This window comes from uncultured Methanobrevibacter sp., from assembly GCF_934746965.1.
Classification (GTDB): Archaea; Methanobacteriota; Methanobacteria; order Methanobacteriales; family Methanobacteriaceae; genus Methanocatella.
In genome coordinates this window covers 82,506-108,588 of the sequence record NZ_CAKVFS010000003.1, presented here as the reverse complement: position 1 = coordinate 108,588, position 26,083 = coordinate 82,506, and the positions used below count along the sequence as shown (strand labels likewise).

The window sequence follows — 26,083 nt, the reverse complement described above, 5'->3', positions numbered from 1 at the left end:
TCATCCTAAATAATAGAAAAATTCTTTAATTTGCATAAAATTAGCCAATGTTTGATTTTGAAGTACTCCCGGCATTAATATTGCAGTAATTATCCCAATTAATCCACATATAATTCCAATACTCCAAATTATTTTAACTGCTTGTTTTTCTGGAATTGGTTTTCGTAGTACAAGTCTAATTAAAGATTTAAATCCAACTTCAGGTCTTACCAAATTTCCATCTTCATCTAATTGAGTTGGCTTAAACTGTTGTCTTTCCATAACTCCAGCACTGTAAAATTTAAGAGCTGCATCAATAATATTCGGTAAAAGCACAATTAAAGCAATTAATTTTACACGACCAATAAAAGCTATTGAAACAATTGTAGCACCAATAATTAAAGTTCCAGTATCTCCAGGGAAAATTTTTGCAGGATACTTATTAAAGTATAAGAAAGCTATTAAAGCCCCAAGCATACTCATACTAATAATTGTAACATCATATTTTCCTAAAATAATACAAGATATTGTTAAAGAAGTAAGTGCAATTATCCCAAGCCCAGATTCTATTCCATTTAAACCAGCTAACATATTAGTTAAATTGGATCCAATTGAAATAGCTATTGGAATACAAATCAAATATACAATTCCAACATTTGGAGGTGCTGCCCATATTAAAGGAATACCTGCTAAAAATAACAGAAATAATTTTTCTTTTGAAGAAAGCACAAGTAAATCATCTGCAATACCTATAATTCCTACAAGAAGAATTACTATTAAAACAACACATAACGGAAATGTAAGAATATCATGCATACATATTCCAGAAAAAATACCTATTATAAATCCAAATAGAATACCAAATCCACCCATTTCAGCTACAATGGGCTTCCAGGATTTATGTAAATCCTTACCTACAATATCTGCCTTTTCTAATTTTCTAATAATTCTAGGCATTGATAATCTTGTTACTAAAAAAGATAAAATACCACAAATTATTGCTATTGCATACAACGGAAGTTGTGGGAATAACATCATAATAATCACTTAAAAGATATTTTTATCCCTTATAGAATAATAATTTTATGATAATTATAACATAAGACTTAAATTATCCAGACATATTTTTGCTTCTTTAAAATTAGGATTAATATCTAATGTCCTATTTAAACAATAATTGGCTTCAGTAAGCCTATTTAAATTAATTAATGATAATCCTTTTAAAAACCAAGCAGTTTCATGATTATTACATAAAATCAATACATGGTCAAAACATTTAATTGCATCCTGAAAATTTCCTAGATTAACAAACAAATCCCCCTTTGTGAACCAAGCCCGATAGTTCTTAGAATTATATTCTAAAGCTTTGTTAATATAATAAAATGCTTTATCAAAATTATTAAGATTAGCTGCATAAATAAAACCTACTTTTGCTAATACTTTAGAACTAAAAGGATTTATTTCTAAAAATTGATTAAAATATTTTATTGCAACACCATAATTTTTATTAGAATAAGCTATTTCAGCCCTATTAATTAAAAATTCCAACTTTTCAGAATAATTTTCATCAGTTATATTTTTTGAAATATTAATAACTCTTTCAAAAATAGTTCCACAATTGGGGCATGATTTTTCATATCTCCCTAATTTACACCCACATTCATAACAAAAATTCATACTAATCATTACATTATAAAATTGTATTAATATTGTTATTATTTAAGTATAAAGATATATAAAAAGATAACTCAACAATAAAATTAAAAACAGTCATGGGTAAATTTAAGAGAATATAATCAATAAATTTTCAAAAAAAGAGACAAATAATTATTTTTTATTTAAAACATAATAAACAGATCTAAGAGGCACATCTAGTTTTAAAGAAATTTCTTTTGGTTTCAAACCTTCCTCCTTCAATGATTTGATTTCATCATGATTGTGTTTCTTAGGATAATTATTAAATTTAATTCCTTCACTATTCTTTCTAAGCAAATAATAAACCCTATTTTGAGGAATATCTAATAATTCAGCTATTTGTTTTGCTTTTTTACCCTCTTTAGCCAAATTTAATACTTCATGTTCTTGAGTAGAATATTTTGGTTTAGCTCCCCAATTATATCTTTTAGAAACAGTAATATCCAACTGATTTAATGCATCAATATAATCCTTAGATACTCTATTGAAAATACTAGGACAACAAGTAATTTCTTCTAAATTAGGATATTCTTCAATTAAATCCAAAATTGTTGCTGAAGTTAGACCCTTAGTTATGTGAATTGAAGTAACCTCTTCATCCATAAATCTCACTTTTTAATTAAATCCAGGAATTTTTTAGATTTTGCACTTTTTGGTTTTCTGATATGTTCAATATTTTTAAGTTCTTTTTTAATTTTAGATTCATTAATATTTAATACATTCCCAATAGACTCAATTTCAATATTTCCATGTTCATGTATTAAACCAGCCCCTAAAGCAGGATAGTTAAATAATATATTTGAGTTTTTAGATTGCTTTTCAAACTTGAATTTTTCATATAAAATAAGATCCATATCAGATATTGAAATTATTTTTAAATCAGTATAATTATTTAAAGCATTAATAACTTTCCTAAATGTAGTTTGGAATACTTTACGTTGTTGACGATCAAGTTCTGTCCTAATATATGGAAATGGACCATTAATAAGTTTACGATTATTATAAGAAGTAGTTAAATAATATCTAAAAATATCCCACATCATTAAGGTAGGAGCTAAATTTTCAAATATGGTTTTTTCAATATTTTCCATTATTTTTAAGTCTCTTTTTAAAGAACGATTATAATTACCAAATTTATCAATATACTGTAGTTTTTCAAATTCTTCTTGAATTTTAGACTGTCTCCATGCATCTAACTCTCCAATATCATATTCTTCAATGAAATCAGGTTTTTCATTTTCATATTTATATATTATAGAATGATATTTATTGATTCTTTTAAAATCAGATAATTTTCTTTTTAAGATTTCATCTTTAATACTGGAAATAATTTCTTCACTATATTTAACATAACTAATAGCTAATGCATTTCTAACATATTTATCATCAATAATAGCTGGTTTGGTTCTATGGAATCTTAAAACTTCAATCCTAACGTCTTTACCATATCTATTTCTAACTTCTTCTTCATAATTATTAATAAATTCAGAATCTAAAGTTACATTTTTACGAATCCAACGACCATTATCATCTTTAAAACGAATAACTAAAGAAATAGTTTTAACAAGCCCTTTTCTTTCTTGTTTAAGAATATTTAATACTTTTTTAAATGAATTTCTACCATATCCAGATAATTCACTCATTAAAACCAAATAATTACCAGATAAAGGCAAATAAGGAATAATTTCTAATCTATAAGTTGCATCCCTATTGATTTTAAAAGAAAGATTCTCATGACCACAACTACATTTTTCACAATTAGCTCTAAATTCACTAAGAGTGTATTTTTTATAACATGAATCACATTTAAGATAACCACATTGTTCTAAATGACCAATTGCTATCTTATGAGCATCAATAGCTGATTTAACTCTATCTAATACATTTTTTTTAGCATTAGCTTTCATTCTAAACATTTGATTATGTCTACTGTTTTCACTCATTTCTTCAAGAGTGACTTCAGCTATTGCTTTTGTACCATATCTATTTAAGGATGTAAAAGGAGTGGTATATCCTTGTGCATCCATATTTTCTTTTAAATCTTGTAAAGTATTTAATCTGTCATCTAGTTTATAATATAATCCCTTAAAATTTTCAAATACCTCAATATCATCTAAATTAATAACATCATTTGAAATTATTTTAAGATATTTTTCAGCCTTTGCAACTAGAGCAGATTCTTCCATTAAAATCACTAATTTACTTTATAAAATCTATTGTATTCTTTCACCGACTTCACATTCATCTGGAGATAATAACGCTGCACTTTCCCCAGTTGCAAGAATCATTCCTTCAGATAATGTTCCAAATAATTTAGCAGGTTGTAAGTTTACAACAACAGCTACTTTTCTGTCAATTAACTCTTCAGGAGAATACTGTTTAGCAAGACCCGCTACAATTTGCCTTACTTCATCACCAATATCTACTTGTAATTTTAATAATTTATCAGATTTTTCTATTTTTTCTGCTTCTTTTACTTGTCCAATTTTAATAACTACTTTGTCAAAATCATCAATACTAATTAAATCACTCATATTTTCATCCTCATTTTCTTTTAAATTTTTTTGTAACTCTTCTTTTTCTTTGTTAATTACATCATCATCGATTTTTGTAAATAACGGTTTAGCTTTATTAATTTCATGTCCTTCAGGTAATGGAACTTTCGCATCTTTCCATTCATCAGGAGTTGATAAATTAATAATTCTAGCTATTTCATCAGCTTTACTTGGAATATATGGTTTAAGTACATAAGCTAATGTTTTAGCTAATTGATTTGATAAATACAAACAGTTAGCTGCTTTTTGCATATCTTCTTTTACAGCTTTCCATGGTTCTTGATCATTGAAATATTTATTACCTATCTTAGCCACTTTATAAATTTCAAGTAAACCATCTCTAAATTCAAAACCAGAAATATTATTACCTACTGTATCAGGAAGCTTTTCAATAACTTCTTTAAACTCTTCATCTTCATTAGATGGATTTTTATATTCTGGTACATTACCATTAAAGAATTTATGAGTAAATGTAAATGTCCTATGTAAAAAGTTACCAATAACATCTGCTAATTCATCATTATTTCTTCTTTGGAAATCATCCCAAGAGAAATCTGTATCTTTGTTTAAAGGTGCATTTATAGTTAAGTAATATCTAAGTAAATCTGGGTCAAATTTATCCACAAAATCAGATATCCAAACAACCCAATTTTTACTAGTAGACATTTTTTCACCTTCTAATGATAAAAATTCACCAGCATATATTTTATCAGGTAATTTACATCCATATGCTTTAAGAAGTCCTGGCCAAAAAATTGAATGATGATAAATAATATCTTTACCAATAAAATGAATTGCAGTGTCATTCCAATAATCTTCCCATTTAATGCCAGTTTCCCTTGACCATTGTGCAGCTGATGAGATATAACCTAAGAATGCTTCCACCCAGACATAAAGTACTTTACCTTCAGCTTCATCAAGAGGTATTGGAATTCCCCAATCCATATCTCTTGTTAAAACCCAATCATTTAAACCTTCTTTAAGCCAATTTTTAGCATAATTTTTAACATTAGCTGGAAGATTATCATTATTATTAATATAATCTTTTAAATCATTTTCAAACTCACTTAATTTAAAGAAGTATTGATAAGTATCTTTAATAATAGGAGTTGAACCACAAGTTAAACATTTAGGTTCATCAAGTTCAGTAGGTTCTAAAGCTCTTCCACATTTTTCACAATGGTCACCTCTTGCTTCAGCACCACAAACCGGACAAATACCTTCTACATAACGATCAGGCAAAAATTTATTACAAGTTTCACAATATAATTGTTGAATATCTTTTTTATAAATTAATCCCTTATTATATAATTCTAAAAAGAAATTCTGAGCAATTTCATAATGTAATTTATCCGTAGTCCTTGTAAAATTATCCAAAGATATATTCATTGATTCTACATCACGAACAATCATATCATGATATCTCTTAGCAATTTCAATTGGTTTTTTGTTTTCTTTATCAGCTTTAACAGCAATTGGAGTACCGTGTTCATCAGTAGCACAAACTAATAAAACATCATTATCAATCATACGATTATACCTTGCATAAATATCAGCAGGCAAATAAGTAGAACGAATATGACCTAAATGACAGGGTCCATTTGCATAAGGAAGTGCACATGAAATAAAAATTTTAGACATTAATCTTTCTCCTACTTTTTTAAGCATAAATAAATATGTAATTCATACAATATAAAATTAATATATATGAAGTCAATTTATAAAAGTTCTAGAATATTTACAAACAAATAAAATAGATAACTTAATTAAATAAGAATGTATTTAAATCATTATATATTAGTACAATATTATTTTTATAAAAATTTTAAAAATTAAAAATCAAGCTGTGTCTGTTTAACATCCTGCTTTTTCATGCTTTTTTTCTGTTTTTTAAGCTTATCATCTAAAATAGCTACAGCTTTATATTTAAGATTGTTATCTGTTTTTTTAACACCCACCATTTTAGAAAATCCTGGAAAATCCAAATCAGCTTCATCATTAAACCATACTTTCCTTAAAAAATACCATGAATGACCCTTTTCATCTACAAAACACCATTGATTCATGGTTTTAGGATTGATGTTTTTAAGATATTTAGTTAAAGCTTTTTTATTTGACATATATTCAAAAAATGGGCATATTTTCATTGTTTTGGATAAATCTTTAAGTTTGTCCCTAACTTTATTTTTATTGAATTTCCATATTCCTTTATCAGTAATTTGACCAAATCCATCAGTTACATTAAAAATTGAACTGAAATATTCCTCAACATACTTACATGGAAATTTACTAGGATTTGAATCCCCATATCGGCAACAGTAATCCCTTGATAAACCGTTATTTTCTTTTTTTGAAGTGCATGAAAATACATCATAAATATCATCAAAAATTACTTCCTCTCCATCAAGCTTAATTACAATATTTTCATTATTTAAATTATTTATTTCATTCTCCAATTGTCTGAAATCATTAATCATTAATTTAACTGATTCTTCTAATTTAAAGTTTTCTCGTCCCTTTTCATCCAGATTAAATAATTCTAATTTAATTTTATTTTCTTTAAATTTATTTACAAATCTAGATAATATATTATTTGATTTATTAAAAGCAAATATTTCAACATTAAAACCTAAATTCAATAAAAAATCAATCCACAATACTTCCAAATCATCAAATTGTTTTTTAAACTCATCCCACATGAAAACAAAAATCATGTCCTGACCATTAAAAGCTAAAAATGGATTAAAAGAATTAAAACTTTCTTTATTTAAATTCAATCTATTAATAATTGACAATAATTGATTTTTAGAAAATTTAGAAAAAATTGAGTTTACTACATTCATTGTAGAAAATTTTTCATTAATTCCATATTCTTTCAGTTCATTATCAATGAATTTAGAAAATTTATCACCAAAATATCTCTTGAACATACTGAAATAATCATAGCGTCTTTCTTCATCATAATATTCCTCAAGATATTTAAAACCATGAGAATGCAGAAAAGATTTTCTAACTTTCTTATTTTGTTTATTAAAAAAGACTTTCATGAAATCTTCAAATAAACTTAATTCTTTTACATTTACCATATTAAACAAAGCATGTTCATTAAGATTTGATTGAACGGTTATTATCTGAGAAAAAATATCAATTCTTTCCTGAATATCTTTTATATTATATGAGAATGGAATTCTATCCTCATAAAGTCTAGAAGGAAGATTTTTAAAATCAATTTTTGAAAATTCAGTACCCATTATATCTTCCCAATAAATACACTCAAATAAATTTTTCCAAAAATAGCTATTTAAAAATGTATAATAACCAGAATAAGTATAATAATCAGTTAAAATTTGAATATCATTTTTAATATCACCATCAACATCATAAGCTTCATAAATTTCATTATAATCACATTCAAATGAGTGAAATGTTATATTTCCTCGACATACCATTTATTACTACCCCCAAAATATAATAATTATTTTAATAAACCTTATTATTAACAATTTTCTATTTAAATAACAATAGTGACTTTAAAAATAAGTTAATTTTTTAAAATATAAAATAAAATATAAATAAATATGGTTGAAGTTTCATTTATTAATCCATTGTCCACTGAAGGAAGACAAATAGTTAAAGAATATGGAGATTTAAATAAACTTTTTGATGAAGATGAAACACTTGTAAATGAAGTAATACACACTACAAATCAAAAAATATCAGATGATTCATTAATTCCTAAATCATACAAAGATTTAGCTATGAAAAGAATACAATGGGCAATTGAAAAAAAAAATAACAAAAATTACACTCAAAGTGAATTTGAATACTTATTAAATAGTAATTTATATAAGCAGGATGTTGTAACATTTCATATTCTATGTCAAGCAATAGCTATTCAATTTAATGTAACTTCAAGAGAAACTAGACTTTTTATTGAATCACAAGGGAAATTAATAGAAGAAAGGCTAGCTAAAATTCCTCCCGGAAGCAGAAGTGAAATCATTGATGATATCTTAAGAGATATTAAAACTGATGGAACAATCCAATGGAAAGCCTTAAAAGAAGTAATAGCTTCTAAAAGATTATCCCTAACTGATTTATTAATTAATCATGGAAATATAATTTTAGAAGAAGATGAATTTTTAGAAAAATATTCTGAAGAATTTACAGATAGAAATCCTGATAGAATGTATAATATTTTAGTTGGAAATAATATAAAAGAATTAATTCTTTCCAGACTTATTATGCAAAAAACAGAAGAATACATCAAAAGAATCAAGGAAATGTCTTCTAGAATAGAAATTCATCCAGCAATTAGTGAAATTGGAGAAGAATTAAAAGAATTTATTCCTGAAGAAATTAGTAAATGCAATACTTTCTATGCAGGTAGTGGAGGAATTTATGGTACTGTCAAAGCAGGAAAATTACTAAGAGAAGCATTCCCACCATGTATTAAGAATACTGTTGAAGGAGTTTCTTCCGGTGGGCGTAATGATGCTATTGTATTATTATTAACTTCATTTGCATCATATGCTAGATTATATCCTAGGATTTTTGCAAGTGATGAAAATGTTAAAGTATCTGACATGGATCCTGATTTATCAATAACTGAAAATGAAATTTTACCATTAATTTATGAAGCTGCAGATAACTGTTCTCCACCATTATTTGATGATCAGCCACAAGAAAAAATCAATATTATATCAAAGTTAGGATTTGGTATGCATAGTGAAGTTGATATTAATCATGAAGGAGAAACAAAATGGTACACTCCAATGAGTTGTGAGAAAATTAAAATCCATTTACCACAACTATGTAAACCAGATAACTCATGTAAAGGAATTAACAATCCATTATCATGCTATGGGCGTAAAAAATACCAAATAGATAATAAAAAAGATTAAAAATCATTATCCATCTGTTTAAAGGGATTATAACCTTCAAGAGTAACATCATAATATTTATTTAATATTTTTGATTCCCATTGATTATAATTATCTTGTTCATTTTTTTCAAATTTATAAGCCAAAATACCAATTTTACGATTATCTTCATCAATATTATTTTTTTGACAAAATTCAGAAACAATATCTGGAGTATACTCCGAAGGTTCATCAGCTTTAAATTCCAAGTATTTTTCATATTCCATAGTAGAAAATAATTCTTCAGGCCCTATTGGATCATCTTCCCAGTTAATAGAATACAATTCAATATAAACTGTGTCAACAAGAGGTAATTGATTTAATTCAATACCCAAACCATATATTTTCCCATTTTCAAGGTTTAAAATCGTGTGCCCAGTTCTTTGACAAGGATACCATTCATTATAAGCATGTTTGACAATATCTTCAGGAGTTAAAGTAGATAAAATTGTTTTTAAATGTTCAACACCAATTACTTCTCTTATTTCATCATTCATAATATGATTATAGTTAAATTTATTATATAATACTGTGCATTTACACATTACAATTATTATTAAATACTTTGAAATAATAATCATAATATATCTGATTATTATGTTTTCTAAAGCTACACTTAAAGAAAGAAGGCAGTATTACCGTGAGGAATGGTCCACTAAAGATTTACCTGACTTTATTCTCAAAGATTTGAAGAAACGAGAATTTGGTTTTGACCATAATGGAAAAGGACCAAATGATAGGTACAAAGTATTTAGAGGAAGAGATTCTTTAAAAAAATTTTTAAGATATAAAGCTCCTTTTGCAGCTTATATTTCTGTAGCCTTTTATAATAATCCACGAAGAAGAGAAGATTGGCAAAAAGCAGAATATATTTTTGATGTTGATGCTAAAGATATTCCAATTAGAACTTGTCAATGTGATGGTGTTTGTGAAGTTTGTTTAGAACAAGCTTTAGAAATTGTTAATTCATTAATTGATACTCTACAAGATGATTTAAGTTTAAACAATGTCCATTTAGTTTATTCTGGAAGGGGATATCATATTAGAATTCTTGATGAAGAAATGATGACTTCTGGAAGTGAATTAAGATCAGAAGTTTTAAAATATGTTGCAGGTGCAGAAGTTCCTAAATCTAACTTTTTTAATCCCGATATATCAAATAAAAGCTTTAATTTTGAACATTTTAGTATTCCTATCGGATATTCTAAGATTTTTACTAATAAATTAAAATATAATATTCAACATTTAGTAGGTAATGAAGAATTAGATGGAATTAATTCTAAATTAATGAAAGATATAATAAAATATAGATATCATTTAGATACTGATAACTGGGGGTATTTCAAAAGAGATATTGGTCCTAGACGATATAAAAATTTAACAGAAGCTATGGCTAGAGTCAATTTATCTACTATTGATGCTAAAGTATCAATTGATTTAAAAAGAATATTAAGACTTCCATCATCACTCCACTCAAAAGTAAGTATGAAATGTATGGAAGTTAAAAATAGAGAAACATTTGATCCTTTACAAGAAGCAGTCCCTAAATTTGTTGAAGAAAGAGGAGATTAAGTAATTATGGATAAAATATTAAAAGATATATTTCGGAAGAACCCTTATTTTAAAGAAGTGAATAATGATAATTTCATACCTCAATTTAGCGAGTTAATAATTAATGGTATGGTACTTCACAAAGTTAATTGGATTACTTTTATAAATAGAGAACTTTTATTTATGAATGAAAATATGGAAAATATCCCAATAAGTTCTATAAAACTAGAAAACCTTAATTCAATAATGATTCATACAAATGAAGGAATAAAAGAAGTTTTATAACTTTTCTTTTATTTTACTATTAATATTATATACACTATCATCTGCATTTATTACATTCCATTCATAAACAACTTTTTTTGATTTTAATCTAGCTTTTTTAAGTTCATTTATATTTTCAAACATTTCTACATCTTCATTACGATTATTAATTCGTTTTAAAGATTCTTCAGGACTCACATCTAAAAAAAACATATATTCTGAAGTTGGAAGAATAAATGAAACAATCTTATAAATAATTACATTAATAATATTTGGAAGATAAACTACAGCCATAATATATCTTGAAAAAATCAAAATATCAATATTCTCATCATTATAATATTTACGAATAGATCTAATTGCATCTAATCCAAAATAAACTGTGGCTTTAAGATGATTAATCTTTCCTGTTTTTAAAAGTGCCTGTTTTGATTTTATACCATATTTGTTATCTTTGCATGGATGTGATCTTACAACCACTGTTTTACCTTGTTCTTTATACATGTTAGATAACAGCTTAACTTGTGTATCTTTTCCAGATCCATCTAATCCATCTATAACTATGAATTTATCCATTAAATCACAACCATTAAAATATAATATAAAATAGCACTAATAGATGAAACACTTAAATTATCCAATCCTTTTGGAGTAATTGCTTCACAAAAAGTAGCTATTAAACTTATCAGAACTACAAATCCAAAGTTATAATTTGGAGTATTGTACCCAATTGCATTATAAACTAAAAATACACTACTACTCATCAAACAAACCATTAAAAACATGGTTAAAGATCCTTCAATAGATTTTACATCCCCAGTTAAATTAAAATAATGTTTACCATATTTTTGACCAATTAAAGATGCAAAACCATCACCATAAACCATAGCACCAATAGCTAAACTTACTAACCATAATTTATCTGGAAGTAAAAATATCAATAAAGTCCAAATCCCAGCATAATAAACTAAACCTAATGCATGACCAGCATCAGTAACTCCACTTTTAATTTTAATTGGAGAATATTTAGTTAATAAAAATGCAGCTATTGTAATTGGAAATGTTAAAAACCATACCATAACATAAGGATCCTTAAAAAAAGGCATTATAAAAATACAATTTCCAACCATTATATGAACAAATCTACGGGAAAAAGATGGTTTATCTTTTAAAAATTTTTCAGAAATAATGAAAATTAGGATAACATAAATATATGCTACAACCAACCATCCTATATCTGTTACATTCATGTTATCTCTTTTTTAGTTTTTATTTTGATACTGATTGTGCATCAGAATTTTCTGATTTTATTGGATAAAATTCTGTGTATTTTGAGTTTCTTTCTATAGGATTTCTACCTAAATCTTTAACAATACTACTTAAAGTACCAATAGATGCTTCAACTCCATCTGGAGCTCCAGAAGCTTCAGATAATTCATCCCCACCCAAAGTTCCTCCTAAATCATTTGCTCCAGCAGTTAAAGACACTTGTGCAAATCTAAAGCCCATTTTAACCCAAGATACTTGAATATTTGGAATTAAATCTTTGAGCATTAATCTAGATACAGCATATAATTTTAAATCTTCAGTACCAGTAGCACCTAAATTTTGCTGACCTTCTAAAAAGATTGGAGAATATTCATGCATGAAAGTCATTGGAATAAATTCTGTAAAACCACGAGTTTCTTCTTGAATTTTTCTAACAATATCAATATGTTCCACACGTTCTTCAGGTGTTTCCACATGTCCATACATTATAGTTGCTGAACCAGGAATTCCAACTTCATGAGCTGTTTTTACAATATCAATCCATTCTTGTGTAGTGACTTTTTCAGGACATATTAATTCTCTAGACCTATCAGTTAATATTTCTGCTGCAGTTCCAGGTAATGTATCTAAACCTGCATTTTTAAGCCTTTCAAATGCTTCTTCAATACTTACACCTGATACAACACTTGCATCTTTAATCATAGTTGGTGAAAAACCATGAACTAAAATATTTGGGAATTCTCCTTTTAATAATTCCAATAAATGTTCATAATATTCAACATCAGCATCAGGTAAAACTCCACCCATAACACAAAACTCATGAGCTCCCTTATCAACAGCACCTTGAGCTTTTTCTAAAATAGCTTCATCATCTAAAATATATGCTTCAGGATCATTTGCATCTTTACCAAATGCACAAAAACCACATCTTACAGTACAGATATTAGTGAAGTTAATATTACAATTATTAATAAATGTAACGTTGTTTCCAACAATTTCTTGCCTGAGATAATCAGCAGTTGCAAGTAAAGGATACAAATCAGAGCCTTTAATATTTATTAAATAGTTTGCATCTTCAACAGAAATTGGTTCATCAAGAGATTTAGTTAAAATCCTTTCTGTTGTAGAAGATATAGGTAGTTTATCAAACATGAATTAATATAATAATTTAATTAAATAAATATTTTTCCATGTATTAAGTTATACTCATTTTAACAATATCAAATATATGTTAAGTTTATTCATTTTTCTATCCAAAATTTTTATATAAATGAACAATACAACATTATATATTAAAACTAGGAAGAGGGTGAATATGGATAGTACCGAAGCTATTTATAATGGATTAAAAGATGCTGAAATTGATTTTATTGTTAGCGTCCCATGTGTTAATTTAAGTAAATTACTAAAAATGGTTGATGAAGATGAAGAAATTACACATATTCCAGTGACAAGAGAAGAAGAAGGAATAGGAATATGCGCTGGAGCATATATGGGTGGTTGTAAACCAGCTATTTTAATGCAAAACTCAGGACTTGGTAATTCTATTAATGCACTTAAATCTTTAATGGAACTATATAAATTCCCATTAGTAATAATTATAAGCCACAGAGGGACTGAAGGTGAAAACATCTGTGGACAAATACCAATGGGTGAATCTACACCAAGATTATTAAATGCTATGGATTTTCACTTTTTTGAACCTACAAACCCAGAAACTGCCTATGAAGATGTAAAAAATGCATGGAAATTATCTTCAGAAGAAGGTAAACCTGTATCAGTATTATTAGAAATTAAATATTGGTGATTTAATGAAAAGAAGAAATGCAATTGCAAAAATAATAGGTGCAATCAATGATGAATTAGTACTATGTAATATAGGTTTTCCTTCAAGAGAATTATACGATATAAACGACAGAGCAGAAAACTTTTATATGATTGGATCAATGGGACTTGTTTCATCAATAGGTCTTGGTCTTGCAATAGCTAAGCCAAATAGAAAAATTGTTGTTATTGATGGAGATGGATCATTTTTAATGAATTTAGGATCATTAGTCACTATTTTTGCTCAAAACCCATCTAATTTAACTTGGATTGTAATTAACAATGAAGCATATGGTTCAACAGGTAATCAGGAAACTTATGCTAAAGATTTAGACTTGAAAGAAATGGCTAAAAGTGTAGGTATTAAAAATTGTTATAATTATGAAGAAATAGATTTAAGAGAAATAATAGAAAATGATGAATGCAACTTCATTTGTTTTAATACAGAACCTGGTAATTCACAAGCGCCAATAATTGATTTAACACCTGTAGAAATTAAAAAAAGATTTATGAAAAGTATATAATTAAATGAATCTTATTCAGACTCATTTAATTCTTCAATTTTTTTATCAAAATCATTTAATTTTTTAGCTAATCCTGTGAAATAAGGAATATAAACTTTTGAAAAAGCAACCCTATCAGGATTTTGATTAACTTTTTTAATTCTCTCTTTAACTTTTGCTATTTTCCTTTCAACTTCATCATACATTAAATCTCCAGGGAATTCCCCTATAAACACCCCATCAGCACCATTTTCAAGAGCATGTTTAATATGACGAGGTCTTACACGATTTACAGAAAGAACTTTAATAATATGAATAGATTCAGGGTAAGAAAGTCTATTAACTCCAATATTATCTGCTGCAGTATAACCAATATTATCAAGGAAAACTAAAATCATACGTTCACCAGGTGTCTTTTTAGCTAATACACCATCAATTGTAGCTTTAATTTTCTCATCAATATTACCATTAACTGAAATAGCTAACTGTTTACATCCAACTAAACATTTTCCACAACCAGTACAACTCATTGGATCAATATAAATTTTATCGTCCTGAACACTCATTGATTTAAATTTACAACGTTTCACACAGTCTCCACAGACAATACATTTTTCTTCATCAATTTCTGCAATAAATGGTTCAATTTCTATTCCACCATAATTATATTCAGCTACTTTAGAAGCAGATGCAGTAGCTTGCATAATAGATTCAGTGATATCTTTTGGATCTTGTGCAGTTCCACAAACAAAAGTTCCTTGAACATCTGTTGTTACTGGCTTAATTTTAGGATGTGCTTCTTTAATAAACCCATCTTCAGTAGTACCAACATTTAACACATTTGCAATTTCTTTAGTACCTTCAGATGGTTCAATAGCAGTAGATAATACAACCATGTCCGCTTCAATTTCAGAAAATTCTCTTTTAAGAGTATCTTCAACACGAACAATGAATTTATCTTTCCTTTTAACAACTTCTCCAGGCCTTCCACGTATGAATCTCACCCCATTAGCTTGAGTATGTTTATAATATTTTTCATACATACTAGGAGTTCTCATATCTGTATAACAAATAACCACATCTGTTTCAGGATGTTTATGCTTTATAATATTTGCATTTTTCAAAGCAACACTACAACACACTTTAGAACAATATAAATGCCCATCAGGCTTTTCATCTCTTGACCCAACACATTGTACCATAACAACTCTTTTTGGAACTTCACCATTTGATTTCATTAATTTACCTTTAGTTGGACCATTTACTCCAGTGATACGACCTAATTCACTTTGTGTAATAACATCATCATATCTGGAATATCCATATTCTGGTCTTAAATTTGGATCAAATAATTGATGTCCCGTAGCTATAATAACAGAACCTACAGAAACCGGGATTTTTTCTGGTTTTAACTTAAACCTAATAGCATTCATACTACATTGTCTTTTACAGTCACCACATCTATTACAATGTTCCATATCTACAACATAGGCTTCAGGATATGATTGACCAAAAGGGCGATAAATAGCTTTTCTATTAGATAATCCATCATTCCAATCATCTGGAACTTCAACTTCACATACTTCTGCACAATTACCACATGCAATACATTTTTCAGTATCAACATATCTTGGAGATTTTTCAACTATTAAATTATATGTTCCAGCCCTTCTTTCTGCTTCAATAACTTTTGCATTAGTTAAAATCTCAATATTTTCATTCCAAACAACTTCATTCAATATTGGATTTAATAAACACATCCCACATTCTTCAGCTATCTTAACAGGAGAAAAAACCTTCCCTATTTTAGCCATATGTCCCCCAATAGATGGTGATTGCTCTATAATAGTTACTTTAGTCCCTTGTTTAGCTAATGATAATGCTGCATTCATACCCGCTATTCCACCACCAATTACTGCTACTTCATCAGGAGTTTGACAGTAAATTGGATTAACTTCATCAGATTTTTTTACTTTTTCTATTGATGCATTAATAAGAGTTATAGCTTTTTTAGTTGCTTTTTCCTTATCATTGTGAACCCAAGAACATTGTTCACGAATATTTGCCATATCCATCAAATAAGGATTCAATGGTTGAACATAATCCTGAAATGTTTTTTCATGACTTATTGGAGAACATGCTACTATTACAACACGATCTAAATGATGTTCAAAAATAGCATCCCTAATAATTTTTCTCCCATTTAAAGAACATAAATTTACAAACTGTTCTACTACTTCAACATCTAAAGAATCTTTAACTTTTTGAATATCCACAGTATCTGAAATATTTCCACCACATTCACAGATAAAAACTCCTATTTTTAAATCTCCAGACATTATTCAACCTCCTTTAAATCCTTAATAACTGAATCCACAGGTACAGTATGTGCTTTTACGCCTATTACTTCATCAAAATCTCCACCCATAGCAATAGCTACAAATTGAGATATATTTAAATGAATTGTATTAAACTCTTCTCCACATTTTTTAGATATTAAATCCTGATATCTGTCAAATTGAACATGACAATTAGGACATAAATGGACTAAAATATTTACACCATCTTCTTTTATAGAATGTAACTTATCTTCAGTAACTTCCATAGATAACTCTTTATTAGAATATCTTTGCCTAAATCCACTTCCACATGTTTGACGTTTATGATCATACCAGCCAATTGTTTTACATCCACATGCTTCAATTATATCATCAATAATATTAGGGTCTCTAACTCCACCAATTGTATCATCATAATGAACTTTACAATAATGACAACCATGATGAGTAGCTATTGTATAATCACTTAAATCATATTTAATATTTTTAGAAATTTCATCACGTTTGTTGTATAAAATATCTACCACGTGAAAAATATTTTTAGATGAATCAACATCATCCTTTTCATATTTTAAATGAGATAAATTAGATTCATCAAAAACTTTATTTACTTTATCTCTAACATCATCTTTTTTATTTAATATATTAGCTACTTTTTTGTTAATTGCATAACATGTAGCACACATCATTACTAAATTTGGTTTTTCTAAATTTTTAGCTACTTTAAAGTTACGGGCTCCAATAGCAGTTGTTGTAAACTGATCAAATACATCTGAATAATGTCCAAGACCAGTACAACAAGTTTGTTTATCTGAAATCTCATAATCAATACCAATTTTATCAAAAACAAATTTAGTAGATGATTCAATTCCAGGATATTCCACACTTACAAGACAACTTTTAAATAAAAGAATATTTTTATCAGGAATTTGTTTCATCTTCACCCTCCTTTGATTGTCTTATTTTATCCATCCTATCTTTAAAACCTGTATTAACTAAAATCACACTTACTTCATCAACAACTTCTTGAGGTGGTGATACTGGACCTAAACCCAATTCTTCACGTATTTCATTTAAATGTTGTCTAAAATCCCACCATCCTTCTACATCCTCACTAATTTCTGGATAAAAATTAGAAGGTATTGCTCCAATAGCTGCATTAAAGTAACTGTCTGCAAATCCTAAGTAATCATACAACTGTTCATAAGCAATTCCTTTTGATATAGCAAACTGTTTAATAATTTGATTAACTTCACAAACACTATTTCCAACAGGACAAGTACTATGACATGTATAACAATAAAAACATTTCCAAATATTTTCATCTTCTAAAAGTGTTTCATCTCCTTCAAAAACACGTTCCATTATTTCACGAGGATTATAACTAGAATGACGAGCCGCAGGACATGTTGATGTACACATTCCACATTGAACACATTTTAAAACACCATCATCTTTTGAACTTTTAATATCTTTTTTTATAGCTTGAGCAAAATCAAGAGGTGTTTCATCAATTTTTTGAGTATGCATATTATAACCTAAATTCTTGATTTTCAATCATTTTCTTTAATTTTAAAGATAATTTATTAGCTCTAAGAGCATCTGACTGTCTACAAATAATTGGTACAGTATGTATTTTTCCTTCAATAGCCAAATCAACATTTCCAATATTCATATTAAAGCTATTGTTTTTACAATAATGTACACACATTCCACAACCAAAACATCTATATAAATCTAATCTTTTATCCGAAAATGCATTAGTTGGACATATTTCCTCTACAATACATTTATCACATGTAGAACATGATTCTCTATCATATTTAGGTCTTAATTCATGACCTTCCCAAACATCACCATATGTAGTTTCGCTTAAAGGTAAATGACGTCCCTTAATATCACATACAGATAATGGAATATCACTATTTTTAATTAATAAATTATTATAAATTTCTTCATTTAAAACTGGAATAGGAATAGCTACAGTATCATAAACTTCTCCACCTTCACCTGTTTTAAATCCTCCAAGGAATGTTGGATCCATTTCTTTTAGATTACCTGTAATCATTAAATTTGGTTTTTCAACAGAACTTCTTGTTCCATCACCTAAAACAATAGATTCAGCTCCATTTAACAGTACTTTAGTTCCATTTTTAATTATATTATGATTAGGATCATTTTGAAGTGGATTTAAATCACCACATCCTGAAAATGTAAATCCGCTTAAATTTCCTTCTAATGGTATAGCTGAAAATATAGAAGATACTGGGTGATTATCTGGATTTACAAATGAATTATAATTTTTAAAGGCCATACGTGTTCCAATCATTTGTGCTCTTCCAATTTCATTAATATTTGTTGTTGATTCAACTATATCTCCATTAATTGTTTCAACTTTAACTGCAATATCTTTTCCTTCAAGAATATCTTTTAATAAAAATCCTCCACCATATACTGGATTTTCTATAGATTTAGAAGTTCCATGAAGAATTAAATCTACTGAACCTAACCATTCATTAGGACATGGACCAATATTAGCTGGAACACCGTTTAAATAAATATTCTTTGCCCTCATGAAAACACCAGGTTCTGAAACTACAAAATTAAAAATAGCTGCAGTACCACTCATAACTCCACAAGTTCCAGTAGTTACTACATCTACTTCATCAAAACTTGGAGTTTCATCCTCTTTTATGAGTTTTTTAAACTCTTCTGCTGTGTATATGTTGGCATTATTATTTTCAATTTTCTCATTAATTTGACCAATTGTTCTTTTTTTCAAATAAATACCCTCTATCAAACTTTTTTTTACAGTTTAAATTTTTCCTACGGTATCTCCCCTTAATCCTCTTCTTAAAGTTTCAAGAGAAGTGATGTCATCAGTTGATACATTACCTAGATTAACACTATTACCAAGTTTTAAAATAAAAAATACTTGTTGATCTTTATTTGGAGCTTCCCAAAGGATTTTATCTCCATTAAAATTGTCAATAATATAATCTATTTCATCTTCTTTAGCATTACCTGATTTATCAAAAATGCCTATATTTTTTCCACCTTCTCTTGCTTCAACAATGATTAATGATGAACCTGACTCTAATTCACTTTGCATATAACTTATTCTCTCATCTAAAGTTAATTCTTTATCTAAATTTGGATCTTTTTTACCAACTTCAGATAAAACTTCAAAACCATCTTTTTTAGCCAATTCAATGCATTCTAATTTTTTATCATGAGTGATTGTTGTTGATCCATCAGATATTTCAATAGCTTCAAATCCCAAATTATGAGCTTCTTGGAAAAAATCTTCTAACTTATTATTCATATAAGCTAATTCAAAAAGAGTTCCACCAGTATATGGAGTTATATTATGAGCTTTATACATATCCACTTTATTTTTAATTATTTCTTGTTCATGTACAATAGATGTTCCCCATCCAAATTTTAAATAATCTACATAATCTCCAGAGATATTCATTAAACTTTCAGCAGTTTCCAATCCTAAACCTTTATCTAGGACCATTGTTATACCTTTTTGTCTTGGTTTTTCTTCTCTTTCTTTAAGTAAAAAATTAAAGGATTTCAATATATCACATCTGTTATATTTTTTTTATAATATAGTTTTACTATTATATTAATTTAATTACTTTTTAATTGTATCCACTAACAATAGTTATAAAAGAAATAATTTATAAATAACTATAATACTATGGAATCCCAACATATCGATTTAAATCAAACACATATTCGGTTAACTACTGATTTAAAAAACAATAATCTAAAAAATTACATATTAAAATTAAGAACTGATTTAGAACATTATATCCTCAAACATGAAGAATTTCAAATATCCTTAGAACCACTTACTTATAATAACGAAAATTTAAGCGAAATAATAAAAAAAATGTATGTAGCTTCTAATTGTTGTGATGTAGGACCTATGGCAACAGTTGCTGGAACAATATCAGAAATGTCTCTTGATTATCTAATTTCAAAAAAATCAAAATACTCAATTATTGAAAATGGTGGGGACATAGCCATTATAAATAATAAACCATCAATTTGTGGAATTTATTCCAATAATCCAATATTAGGCAATAAAATTGGATTTAAATTAAAAAAAAGAAAAAAACCACTGGGAATCTGTACATCATCAGGAAAAATTGGCCACTCTATAAGTTTTGGTCAATCTGATAGTGTTACTATACTAAGCAAAAAAGCATCAATAGCTGATGGACTAGCTACTAGAATAGCTAATGAAATAATTGGTGAAACTAGTGAAGATAAAGTATATAGAGGTCTTGAAGTTAGTGAAAATTATAAAGAGTTTTTTGAAGGTGCATTAATTATATCTCAGGACCATATTGGGACTATTGGAACATTACCTAAAATCATTGAAACAAAAGAATTTAAAATTAAGGTGTGAAATAAATGAACATTGGAATTATCGGATACGGAAATATTGGAGAACTTATTGCCCAAAATATAATTAAAAATGATTTTTATAACTTTAACAAACTCTACATTTCAAATAGAACTCTTTCAAAAATAAACCATATAAAAAATATTAATTCAACCATATCAATTACAGACAATAATATAGAAATTGCAAAAAACTGTGAAAAAATAATAATATCTGTAAAAACACCCGATTTAATAAGTGTCTTAGAAGAATTAAAACCATATGTAACCCAAAACACTCAAATTATACACACATGTGCTGGAATAAATACTACTTTTGAAAACAATGGATTAACATGTGTAATACCAACAATATCCTCAACATATGATAAAAATAATCCTAAAAAAGGAGTTTCAATAATTATCCATGATGAAAATGTACCTTTAGAAAATAAAAAATTCGTTGAAGAGTTATTTTCCAAATTCAGTCAAATAAAAATTGTTAACAATAATCTTGATTTAGAAATAGCTACAATAGCTGCCAGCTGTATGCCTGCATTTATAGCGCTTAGCAGTAAAATGTTTGCAGAAAAACTTGAAAAAAATTGTGATTTAACAAAAGAAGAAATCTTTAAAATAATCTTAGAAACACTAAACAGCACATCATACCTATTAGAAAAAAATATCTATTCTTCTGATGAATTAATTAACAAAGTTGCAACTAAAAATGGAATAACACAAAAAGGATTAGATATATTAAATGAAGAGTTACCAGACATTTATAAAAAGTTAATATATAAATTATTATAGTTAATGCAATATTTAAATAAGATTAAACACTAAATATATAAATAATTAAAATTAATTATTTAATTTCACAAAATAAATTTACTTAAACTTAATATATACTATAAATAATAGGTCAGATACACATGTATAAGGATGAAATGATACAATTACATCAATTTTTAGTTTATATTTTAAAATATTTAGCAGAAAATGATCAAATAAAAAATGATTGTAGCGAATACATATCACTTAAAATAAGCCCTCACCACATCCATAAAACAAAAGCAGAACACAAACATGCTATTTTTGTTCTTTGTAAAATTATTGCTCATGTAATAAACGAAAAAGATGAAAATTCCATACCTGACAATGTATGTAATTCCCTAGCAGACCTTGTTGCAAGATCTAGAAATGATATAAAAATGGCTTAAGTTAAAGCCACTTTCTCTTTTTTTAAATTTGAATAGTTTTTAATACTATCACTTATCATATTAGTAATCAACTAAATTCCAAAAAGTGATTAATATGAAAAGTACTAGTAAAATGCTCTGTTTAGTTGATGGAGAACATTATCTCCCAGTTACTCAAGAATCAATTGATATACTAAACAATTTAGAACATATTGATATTGTGGCTGCTGTTTTTATTGGAGGAACTGAAAAACTAAGAGATGACTCTGAAGAATCATATTCAAAAGTTTTAGGAATTCCAGTACACTTTGCAAAAACAGAGGATATCCCTTATAATCTTATTGTTGAAATGATTAACAAATATAATGTAGATACTGTAATGGATTTAAGTGATGAACCTATTTTAGATTATCCTAAACGATTTAAAATTGCTTGTAAAGTACTTGGTCAAAATGTAAGTTATCAAGGTCCAGACTTTAAATTTGATCCAATTACCCAATATGAAGTTATGGAAAAACCCTCAATAAAGATAATTGGAACTGGAAAAAGAATAGGAAAAACAGCTGTTTCAGGATTTGTATCTAGATTAATAAATAAACATGGATATGAACCCTGTGTAATAGCTATGGGAAGAGGAGGACCTAAAGAACCTGAAATAGTTCATGGAGAAAAACTTGAGATAACACCTGAATTTTTATTAGAACAATCTCAAAAAGGAGTTCATGCAGCTAGTGACCATTGGGAAGATGCATTAATGAGTAGAATATTAACAATAGGTTGTAGACGTTGTGGAGGTGGAATGGCCGGTGAAGTCTTTTTAACAAATATGAAAAAAGGAGCTAAACTAGCCAACCAAGTAGATGCAAAATTTGCAATATTTGAAGGTAGTGGTGCAGCAATACCACCCATAAAAACCAATAAGAATATTGTACTTATCGGTGCAAATCAACCATTGAATAATATTAAAGATTATTTTGGACCTTATAGGATTAGTCTTGGAGATTTGATTATTTTAACTATGTGTGAAGAGCCAATGTGCAACAATGAAAAATTAGAGTATCTTGAGAAATTTATAAAAGAAATAAATCCAAAAGCAAAAATAATAGCAACAGTATTTAGACCAAAACCATTAGGAGAGATATCTGATAAAAAAGTTTTATTTGCTACAACAGCACCAGAATCTGTTAAAAATGAATTAATTAAATATTTAGAAACTAATTATAATTGTGAAGTTATTGGAACAACTTCACACTTATCAAATAGACCTCTTCTTAAAGAAGATATTAAAAAATACATTGATAAAGCAGATGTTATGCTTACAGAACTTAAAGCAGCTGCTGTTGATGTAGCTACAAAATATTCTATGGAAAAAGGTCTTAATGTTGTATACTGTGATAATATCCCAGTTCCTATAAACTATAAATATCCAGAATTATCCTCATCAGTTCTAGAAATAGTTAATGAGGCTATTAAAGATTTTAATAAAGATTAATCTCTTTATTTTTAATTTTTTTAGAATAAATTCTAATACAATAATAAGAATTAATTTTTGATTCAATTAAAATAAATGAACACATCTGATTAAAAAAAATATGACATTTATTTTTATTAAAAAAAGTAAATTTCAGGATTTAAAATAATCCTGAGTCTTTTAATGCTTTTTCAAATTTATTAGCTATTTTATCAAATTTTCCTTTAATAATAATTGTTACAATTAATGTTGCAATAATCATTCCAATCATTACATAAACACCAGTGAAAAATGTTGGCCAATAAACTCCAAGCAAAGCATTTCTAAGTAATCCTATAGCATAAGTCATAGGTAAATAAGGATTTATTGCTTGGAAGAAGTCATTCATAACATATACCGGATAAATACCATTTGTTGTTGATATTTGGAGCACTAACAATATAATTGCTAATGCTTTACCACCATTACCAAATAATGATAACAATGAGTAAATCAATGTCATGAATGCTAATGTTATTAAATAAACACAACCTATGAATAATAATGGATTAGAAACCTCAATACCTAACCAAAATGCTCCAATTAATGTTACTGTTGATTGCAACAATCCTATAATCAAAAATAATCCCATTCTACCAAAGTAAAGTTCTAATGGTTTGTATAATGACTCACCTAAATATCTTGCTTTGATTAATGCTATGGATATTATGCATCCAACCCATATTGAAAGCACTATATAAAATGGAGATACCTCTGAACCATAATTATCTACAGGATTTATTTTTTCTTTTGTAACTTCAGTAGGAGAATAGAAATAATTATCTACACCACTTGAATTCATGTAAGATAACTGTGATAAGCTAGATTGAGGTGTTGTTTGACCCATCACTGATAATTGGTTAAATGCTACACCATTCACTGTTTTAATAACTTCATCATTTATTTTACTTTGTATTTGATTTACTGCATTATTACTCATTCTTGAAGCAACAGGATTTGTTTTTTCATTAATTAAGTAAGTTAATTCTGCTTGTTTTGGATTTTGATCATTAATTGATAATAAATTTGAAGAGAAATTTTCAGGAATTATTATTGCTGCATAATACGTTCCATTCTCCACCCCATCTCGGGCATCATCCTCATCTACAAACTCCCATGCAAAATCATCATTATCTTCTAATTTATCAACTACATTATCTCCAAAGTTATATGAAGCATTATTATATGTTGCGTTTTGATCATTGTTTACTACTGCAAAATCTAAATTATCTGTATTCCCATAAGGATCCCAACATGCATCTATATTTAAAAGTGCATATAATGAAGGTAAAATAATAATAGCTATTATTGTAATAACAACAGCAGGATTTTTAAAGACTGACTGAGCATCTTTTTTCATTATATGAAATACTTTATCTACTGACATTAGTTTCACCCCTTTAATTAGTTATACCATTAATAAATATATCTAAAAAATCATCAAGATATTGATTTGTATCATCATTTGAAACTTTTGATTCGAATTTCCACAATATTATCCCTTCAACAATAACACTATAAACTGTTAAAGCAGCAGCAGATGGATTAACATTACGCATTTTACCATTATCAATTTGTTCTTGGAAAATATTAGTCAAATTTTTAAGAACTATATTTGAAAACTTTGAAAATATTTTCTCTTCTTCAAGATTAGACATTAATTCATCTAATGCAATTTTAATAATATCTAAATTATTATCTAAAAAATCAATAAGATTCCACCATATCTGTTTTAATAATAATTTCAAATCAGTATCTTTGTAATTTATGAAAATATCACTTATTTTTTCTAGAAAATAATCTGAATAATAAATCTTAGCTATTTTTAAAAGATTATTTTTAGATTTAAACTTTCTAAAAACAGTAACTTCACTAACTTCAGCTTTTTTAGCTATTTTTTTAGTTGTTGTACCATTTATTCCTTCTTTATCTAAAAGAAATATTGTGGCATCAACAATCTTTTGTTCTGTTTTATCTAGTTCAATTTCCATAATGTAAGTAAGTACTTACTTACATATAAATGTTTAGTTTTTATCAAAAATACAATAAAATACCTATAAATAATAATAAAC

The 26,083-nt window shown here is 27.2% G+C and carries 26 protein-coding genes; 9 read left to right on the top strand and 17 right to left on the bottom strand.

Going from position 1 to position 26,083, the window contains the following annotated elements; all coding sequences use genetic code 11:
- The 6 genes from Q0984_RS03245 to Q0984_RS03220 all read right to left on the bottom strand — a co-directional run bounded on the left by Q0984_RS03245 (position 1) and on the right by Q0984_RS03220 (position 7,678).
- Positions 1–1,017, bottom strand: a complete 1,017-nt coding sequence (locus Q0984_RS03245) for a glycosyltransferase 4 family protein (RefSeq protein WP_299523496.1) — start codon at positions 1,015–1,017, stop codon at positions 1–3.
- 54 nt (positions 1,018–1,071) lie between these two features.
- Positions 1,072–1,656: a tetratricopeptide repeat protein gene (locus tag Q0984_RS03240; protein ID WP_299523493.1), complete on the bottom strand. Its 585-nt coding sequence runs from the start codon at positions 1,654–1,656 to the stop codon at positions 1,072–1,074.
- Positions 1,657–1,806: 150 nt separating this feature from the next.
- A complete protein-coding gene (locus Q0984_RS03235; protein ID WP_299523490.1) occupies positions 1,807–2,277 on the bottom strand; it encodes a hypothetical protein in 471 nt (156 codons plus the stop codon).
- Positions 2,278–2,282: 5 nt separating this feature from the next.
- The gene (locus Q0984_RS03230; RefSeq protein ID WP_299523487.1) at positions 2,283–3,860 is read right to left on the bottom strand and encodes a DUF530 domain-containing protein; all 1,578 of its coding nucleotides are present in this window, start codon (positions 3,858–3,860) and stop codon (positions 2,283–2,285) included.
- Between the two features lie 27 nt (positions 3,861–3,887).
- Positions 3,888–5,870: a methionine--tRNA ligase gene (metG, locus tag Q0984_RS03225; protein WP_299523484.1), complete on the bottom strand. Its 1,983-nt coding sequence runs from the start codon at positions 5,868–5,870 to the stop codon at positions 3,888–3,890.
- A gap of 191 nt (positions 5,871–6,061) precedes the next feature.
- Positions 6,062–7,678, bottom strand: a complete 1,617-nt coding sequence (locus Q0984_RS03220; RefSeq protein ID WP_299523481.1) for an exonuclease SbcC — start codon at positions 7,676–7,678, stop codon at positions 6,062–6,064.
- Positions 7,679–7,807: 129 nt separating this feature from the next.
- On the opposite strand from Q0984_RS03220, the gene priL reads away from it, so the two are divergent.
- The gene (gene priL, locus Q0984_RS03215; RefSeq protein WP_299523478.1) at positions 7,808–9,133 is read left to right on the top strand and encodes a DNA primase large subunit PriL; all 1,326 of its coding nucleotides are present in this window, start codon (positions 7,808–7,810) and stop codon (positions 9,131–9,133) included.
- Here the strand turns inward: priL and Q0984_RS03210 are convergent.
- Positions 9,130–9,648 (bottom strand): hypothetical protein, encoded by a 519-nt coding sequence (locus Q0984_RS03210; protein WP_299523475.1) that lies wholly within the window; start codon positions 9,646–9,648, stop codon positions 9,130–9,132. The two genes, priL and Q0984_RS03210, sit on opposite strands and share 4 nt — an antisense overlap.
- 100 nt (positions 9,649–9,748) lie before the next feature.
- Here Q0984_RS03210 and priS point away from each other — a divergent pair, with 100 nt between their 5' ends.
- Both priS and Q0984_RS03200 read left to right on the top strand, forming a co-directional pair.
- Positions 9,749–10,723, top strand: a complete 975-nt coding sequence (gene priS, locus Q0984_RS03205) for a DNA primase catalytic subunit PriS (protein WP_299523472.1) — start codon at positions 9,749–9,751, stop codon at positions 10,721–10,723.
- A gap of 6 nt (positions 10,724–10,729) precedes the next feature.
- The gene (locus Q0984_RS03200; RefSeq protein WP_299523469.1) at positions 10,730–10,987 is read left to right on the top strand and encodes a hypothetical protein; all 258 of its coding nucleotides are present in this window, start codon (positions 10,730–10,732) and stop codon (positions 10,985–10,987) included.
- Here the strand turns inward: Q0984_RS03200 and Q0984_RS03195 are convergent.
- Genes Q0984_RS03195 through cofH form a run of 3 tightly spaced genes read right to left on the bottom strand, consistent with a single transcriptional unit; the run spans position 10,982 to position 13,387 of the window.
- Positions 10,982–11,542: a thymidylate kinase gene (locus Q0984_RS03195; protein ID WP_299523466.1), complete on the bottom strand. Its 561-nt coding sequence runs from the start codon at positions 11,540–11,542 to the stop codon at positions 10,982–10,984. The genes Q0984_RS03200 and Q0984_RS03195 overlap by 6 nt on opposite strands.
- On the bottom strand, positions 11,542–12,216 hold the full coding sequence (locus tag Q0984_RS03190) for a diacylglycerol/polyprenol kinase family protein (RefSeq protein WP_299523464.1): 675 nt from the start codon (positions 12,214–12,216) through the stop codon (positions 11,542–11,544). The genes Q0984_RS03195 and Q0984_RS03190 overlap by 1 nt, the downstream gene beginning before the upstream one ends.
- A gap of 19 nt (positions 12,217–12,235) precedes the next feature.
- Positions 12,236–13,387 (bottom strand): 5-amino-6-(D-ribitylamino)uracil--L-tyrosine 4-hydroxyphenyl transferase CofH, encoded by a 1,152-nt coding sequence (gene cofH, locus Q0984_RS03185; RefSeq protein WP_299523461.1) that lies wholly within the window; start codon positions 13,385–13,387, stop codon positions 12,236–12,238.
- A gap of 157 nt (positions 13,388–13,544) precedes the next feature.
- On the opposite strand from cofH, the gene comD reads away from it, so the two are divergent.
- Entirely contained in the window at positions 13,545–14,042 is a 498-nt protein-coding gene (comD, locus tag Q0984_RS03180) for a sulfopyruvate decarboxylase subunit alpha (RefSeq protein ID WP_299523810.1), read from the top strand.
- A 4-nt stretch (positions 14,043–14,046) separates the two neighbouring features.
- Positions 14,047–14,583: a sulfopyruvate decarboxylase subunit beta gene (gene comE / locus Q0984_RS03175; protein ID WP_299523458.1), complete on the top strand. Its 537-nt coding sequence runs from the start codon at positions 14,047–14,049 to the stop codon at positions 14,581–14,583.
- 11 nt (positions 14,584–14,594) lie between these two features.
- On the opposite strand, the gene hdrA is transcribed toward comE, so the two are convergent.
- From hdrA to comA, 5 genes are read right to left on the bottom strand one after another with little or no spacing between them, the layout of a single operon-like run.
- Positions 14,595–16,901 (bottom strand): ferredoxin:CoB-CoM heterodisulfide reductase subunit HdrA, encoded by a 2,307-nt coding sequence (hdrA, locus tag Q0984_RS03170; RefSeq protein ID WP_299523455.1) that lies wholly within the window; start codon positions 16,899–16,901, stop codon positions 14,595–14,597.
- Positions 16,901–17,839, bottom strand: coding sequence for a ferredoxin:CoB-CoM heterodisulfide reductase subunit HdrB (hdrB, locus tag Q0984_RS03165; RefSeq protein WP_299523452.1), 939 nt, complete (start codon positions 17,837–17,839; stop codon positions 16,901–16,903). Before hdrB ends, hdrA begins: the two co-directional genes overlap by 1 nt.
- On the bottom strand, positions 17,823–18,431 hold the full coding sequence (gene hdrC, locus Q0984_RS03160; protein ID WP_299523449.1) for a ferredoxin:CoB-CoM heterodisulfide reductase subunit HdrC: 609 nt from the start codon (positions 18,429–18,431) through the stop codon (positions 17,823–17,825). The genes hdrB and hdrC overlap by 17 nt, the downstream gene beginning before the upstream one ends.
- Before the next feature lies 1 nt (position 18,432).
- Complete coding sequence (locus tag Q0984_RS03155) at positions 18,433–19,683, bottom strand: methanogenesis marker 16 metalloprotein (protein ID WP_299523446.1); 1,251 nt, start codon at positions 19,681–19,683, stop codon at positions 18,433–18,435.
- 33 nt (positions 19,684–19,716) lie between these two features.
- Positions 19,717–20,487, bottom strand: a complete 771-nt coding sequence (gene comA / locus Q0984_RS03150; protein ID WP_299523443.1) for a phosphosulfolactate synthase — start codon at positions 20,485–20,487, stop codon at positions 19,717–19,719.
- A 123-nt stretch (positions 20,488–20,610) separates the two neighbouring features.
- Here comA and Q0984_RS03145 point away from each other — a divergent pair, with 123 nt between their 5' ends.
- The 4 genes from Q0984_RS03145 to Q0984_RS03130 all read left to right on the top strand — a co-directional run bounded on the left by Q0984_RS03145 (position 20,611) and on the right by Q0984_RS03130 (position 23,993).
- A complete protein-coding gene (locus tag Q0984_RS03145; protein ID WP_299523441.1) occupies positions 20,611–21,327 on the top strand; it encodes a UPF0280 family protein in 717 nt (238 codons plus the stop codon).
- A gap of 5 nt (positions 21,328–21,332) precedes the next feature.
- Entirely contained in the window at positions 21,333–22,112 is a 780-nt protein-coding gene (locus Q0984_RS03140) for a pyrroline-5-carboxylate reductase dimerization domain-containing protein (RefSeq protein WP_299523438.1), read from the top strand.
- 122 nt (positions 22,113–22,234) lie between these two features.
- Positions 22,235–22,522, top strand: a complete 288-nt coding sequence (locus Q0984_RS03135) for a UPF0058 family protein (protein ID WP_299523436.1) — start codon at positions 22,235–22,237, stop codon at positions 22,520–22,522.
- 94 nt (positions 22,523–22,616) lie between these two features.
- Entirely contained in the window at positions 22,617–23,993 is a 1,377-nt protein-coding gene (locus tag Q0984_RS03130; RefSeq protein ID WP_299523433.1) for a 2,3-diphosphoglycerate synthetase, read from the top strand.
- A gap of 139 nt (positions 23,994–24,132) precedes the next feature.
- Here the strand turns inward: Q0984_RS03130 and Q0984_RS03125 are convergent, their stop codons facing one another.
- Complete coding sequence (locus Q0984_RS03125) at positions 24,133–25,398, bottom strand: YhgE/Pip domain-containing protein (RefSeq protein ID WP_299523430.1); 1,266 nt, start codon at positions 25,396–25,398, stop codon at positions 24,133–24,135.
- Positions 25,399–25,411: 13 nt separating this feature from the next.
- Positions 25,412–26,002: a TetR/AcrR family transcriptional regulator gene (locus tag Q0984_RS03120; RefSeq protein WP_299523427.1), complete on the bottom strand. Its 591-nt coding sequence runs from the start codon at positions 26,000–26,002 to the stop codon at positions 25,412–25,414.
- Positions 26,003–26,083: the final 81 nt, after the last annotated feature.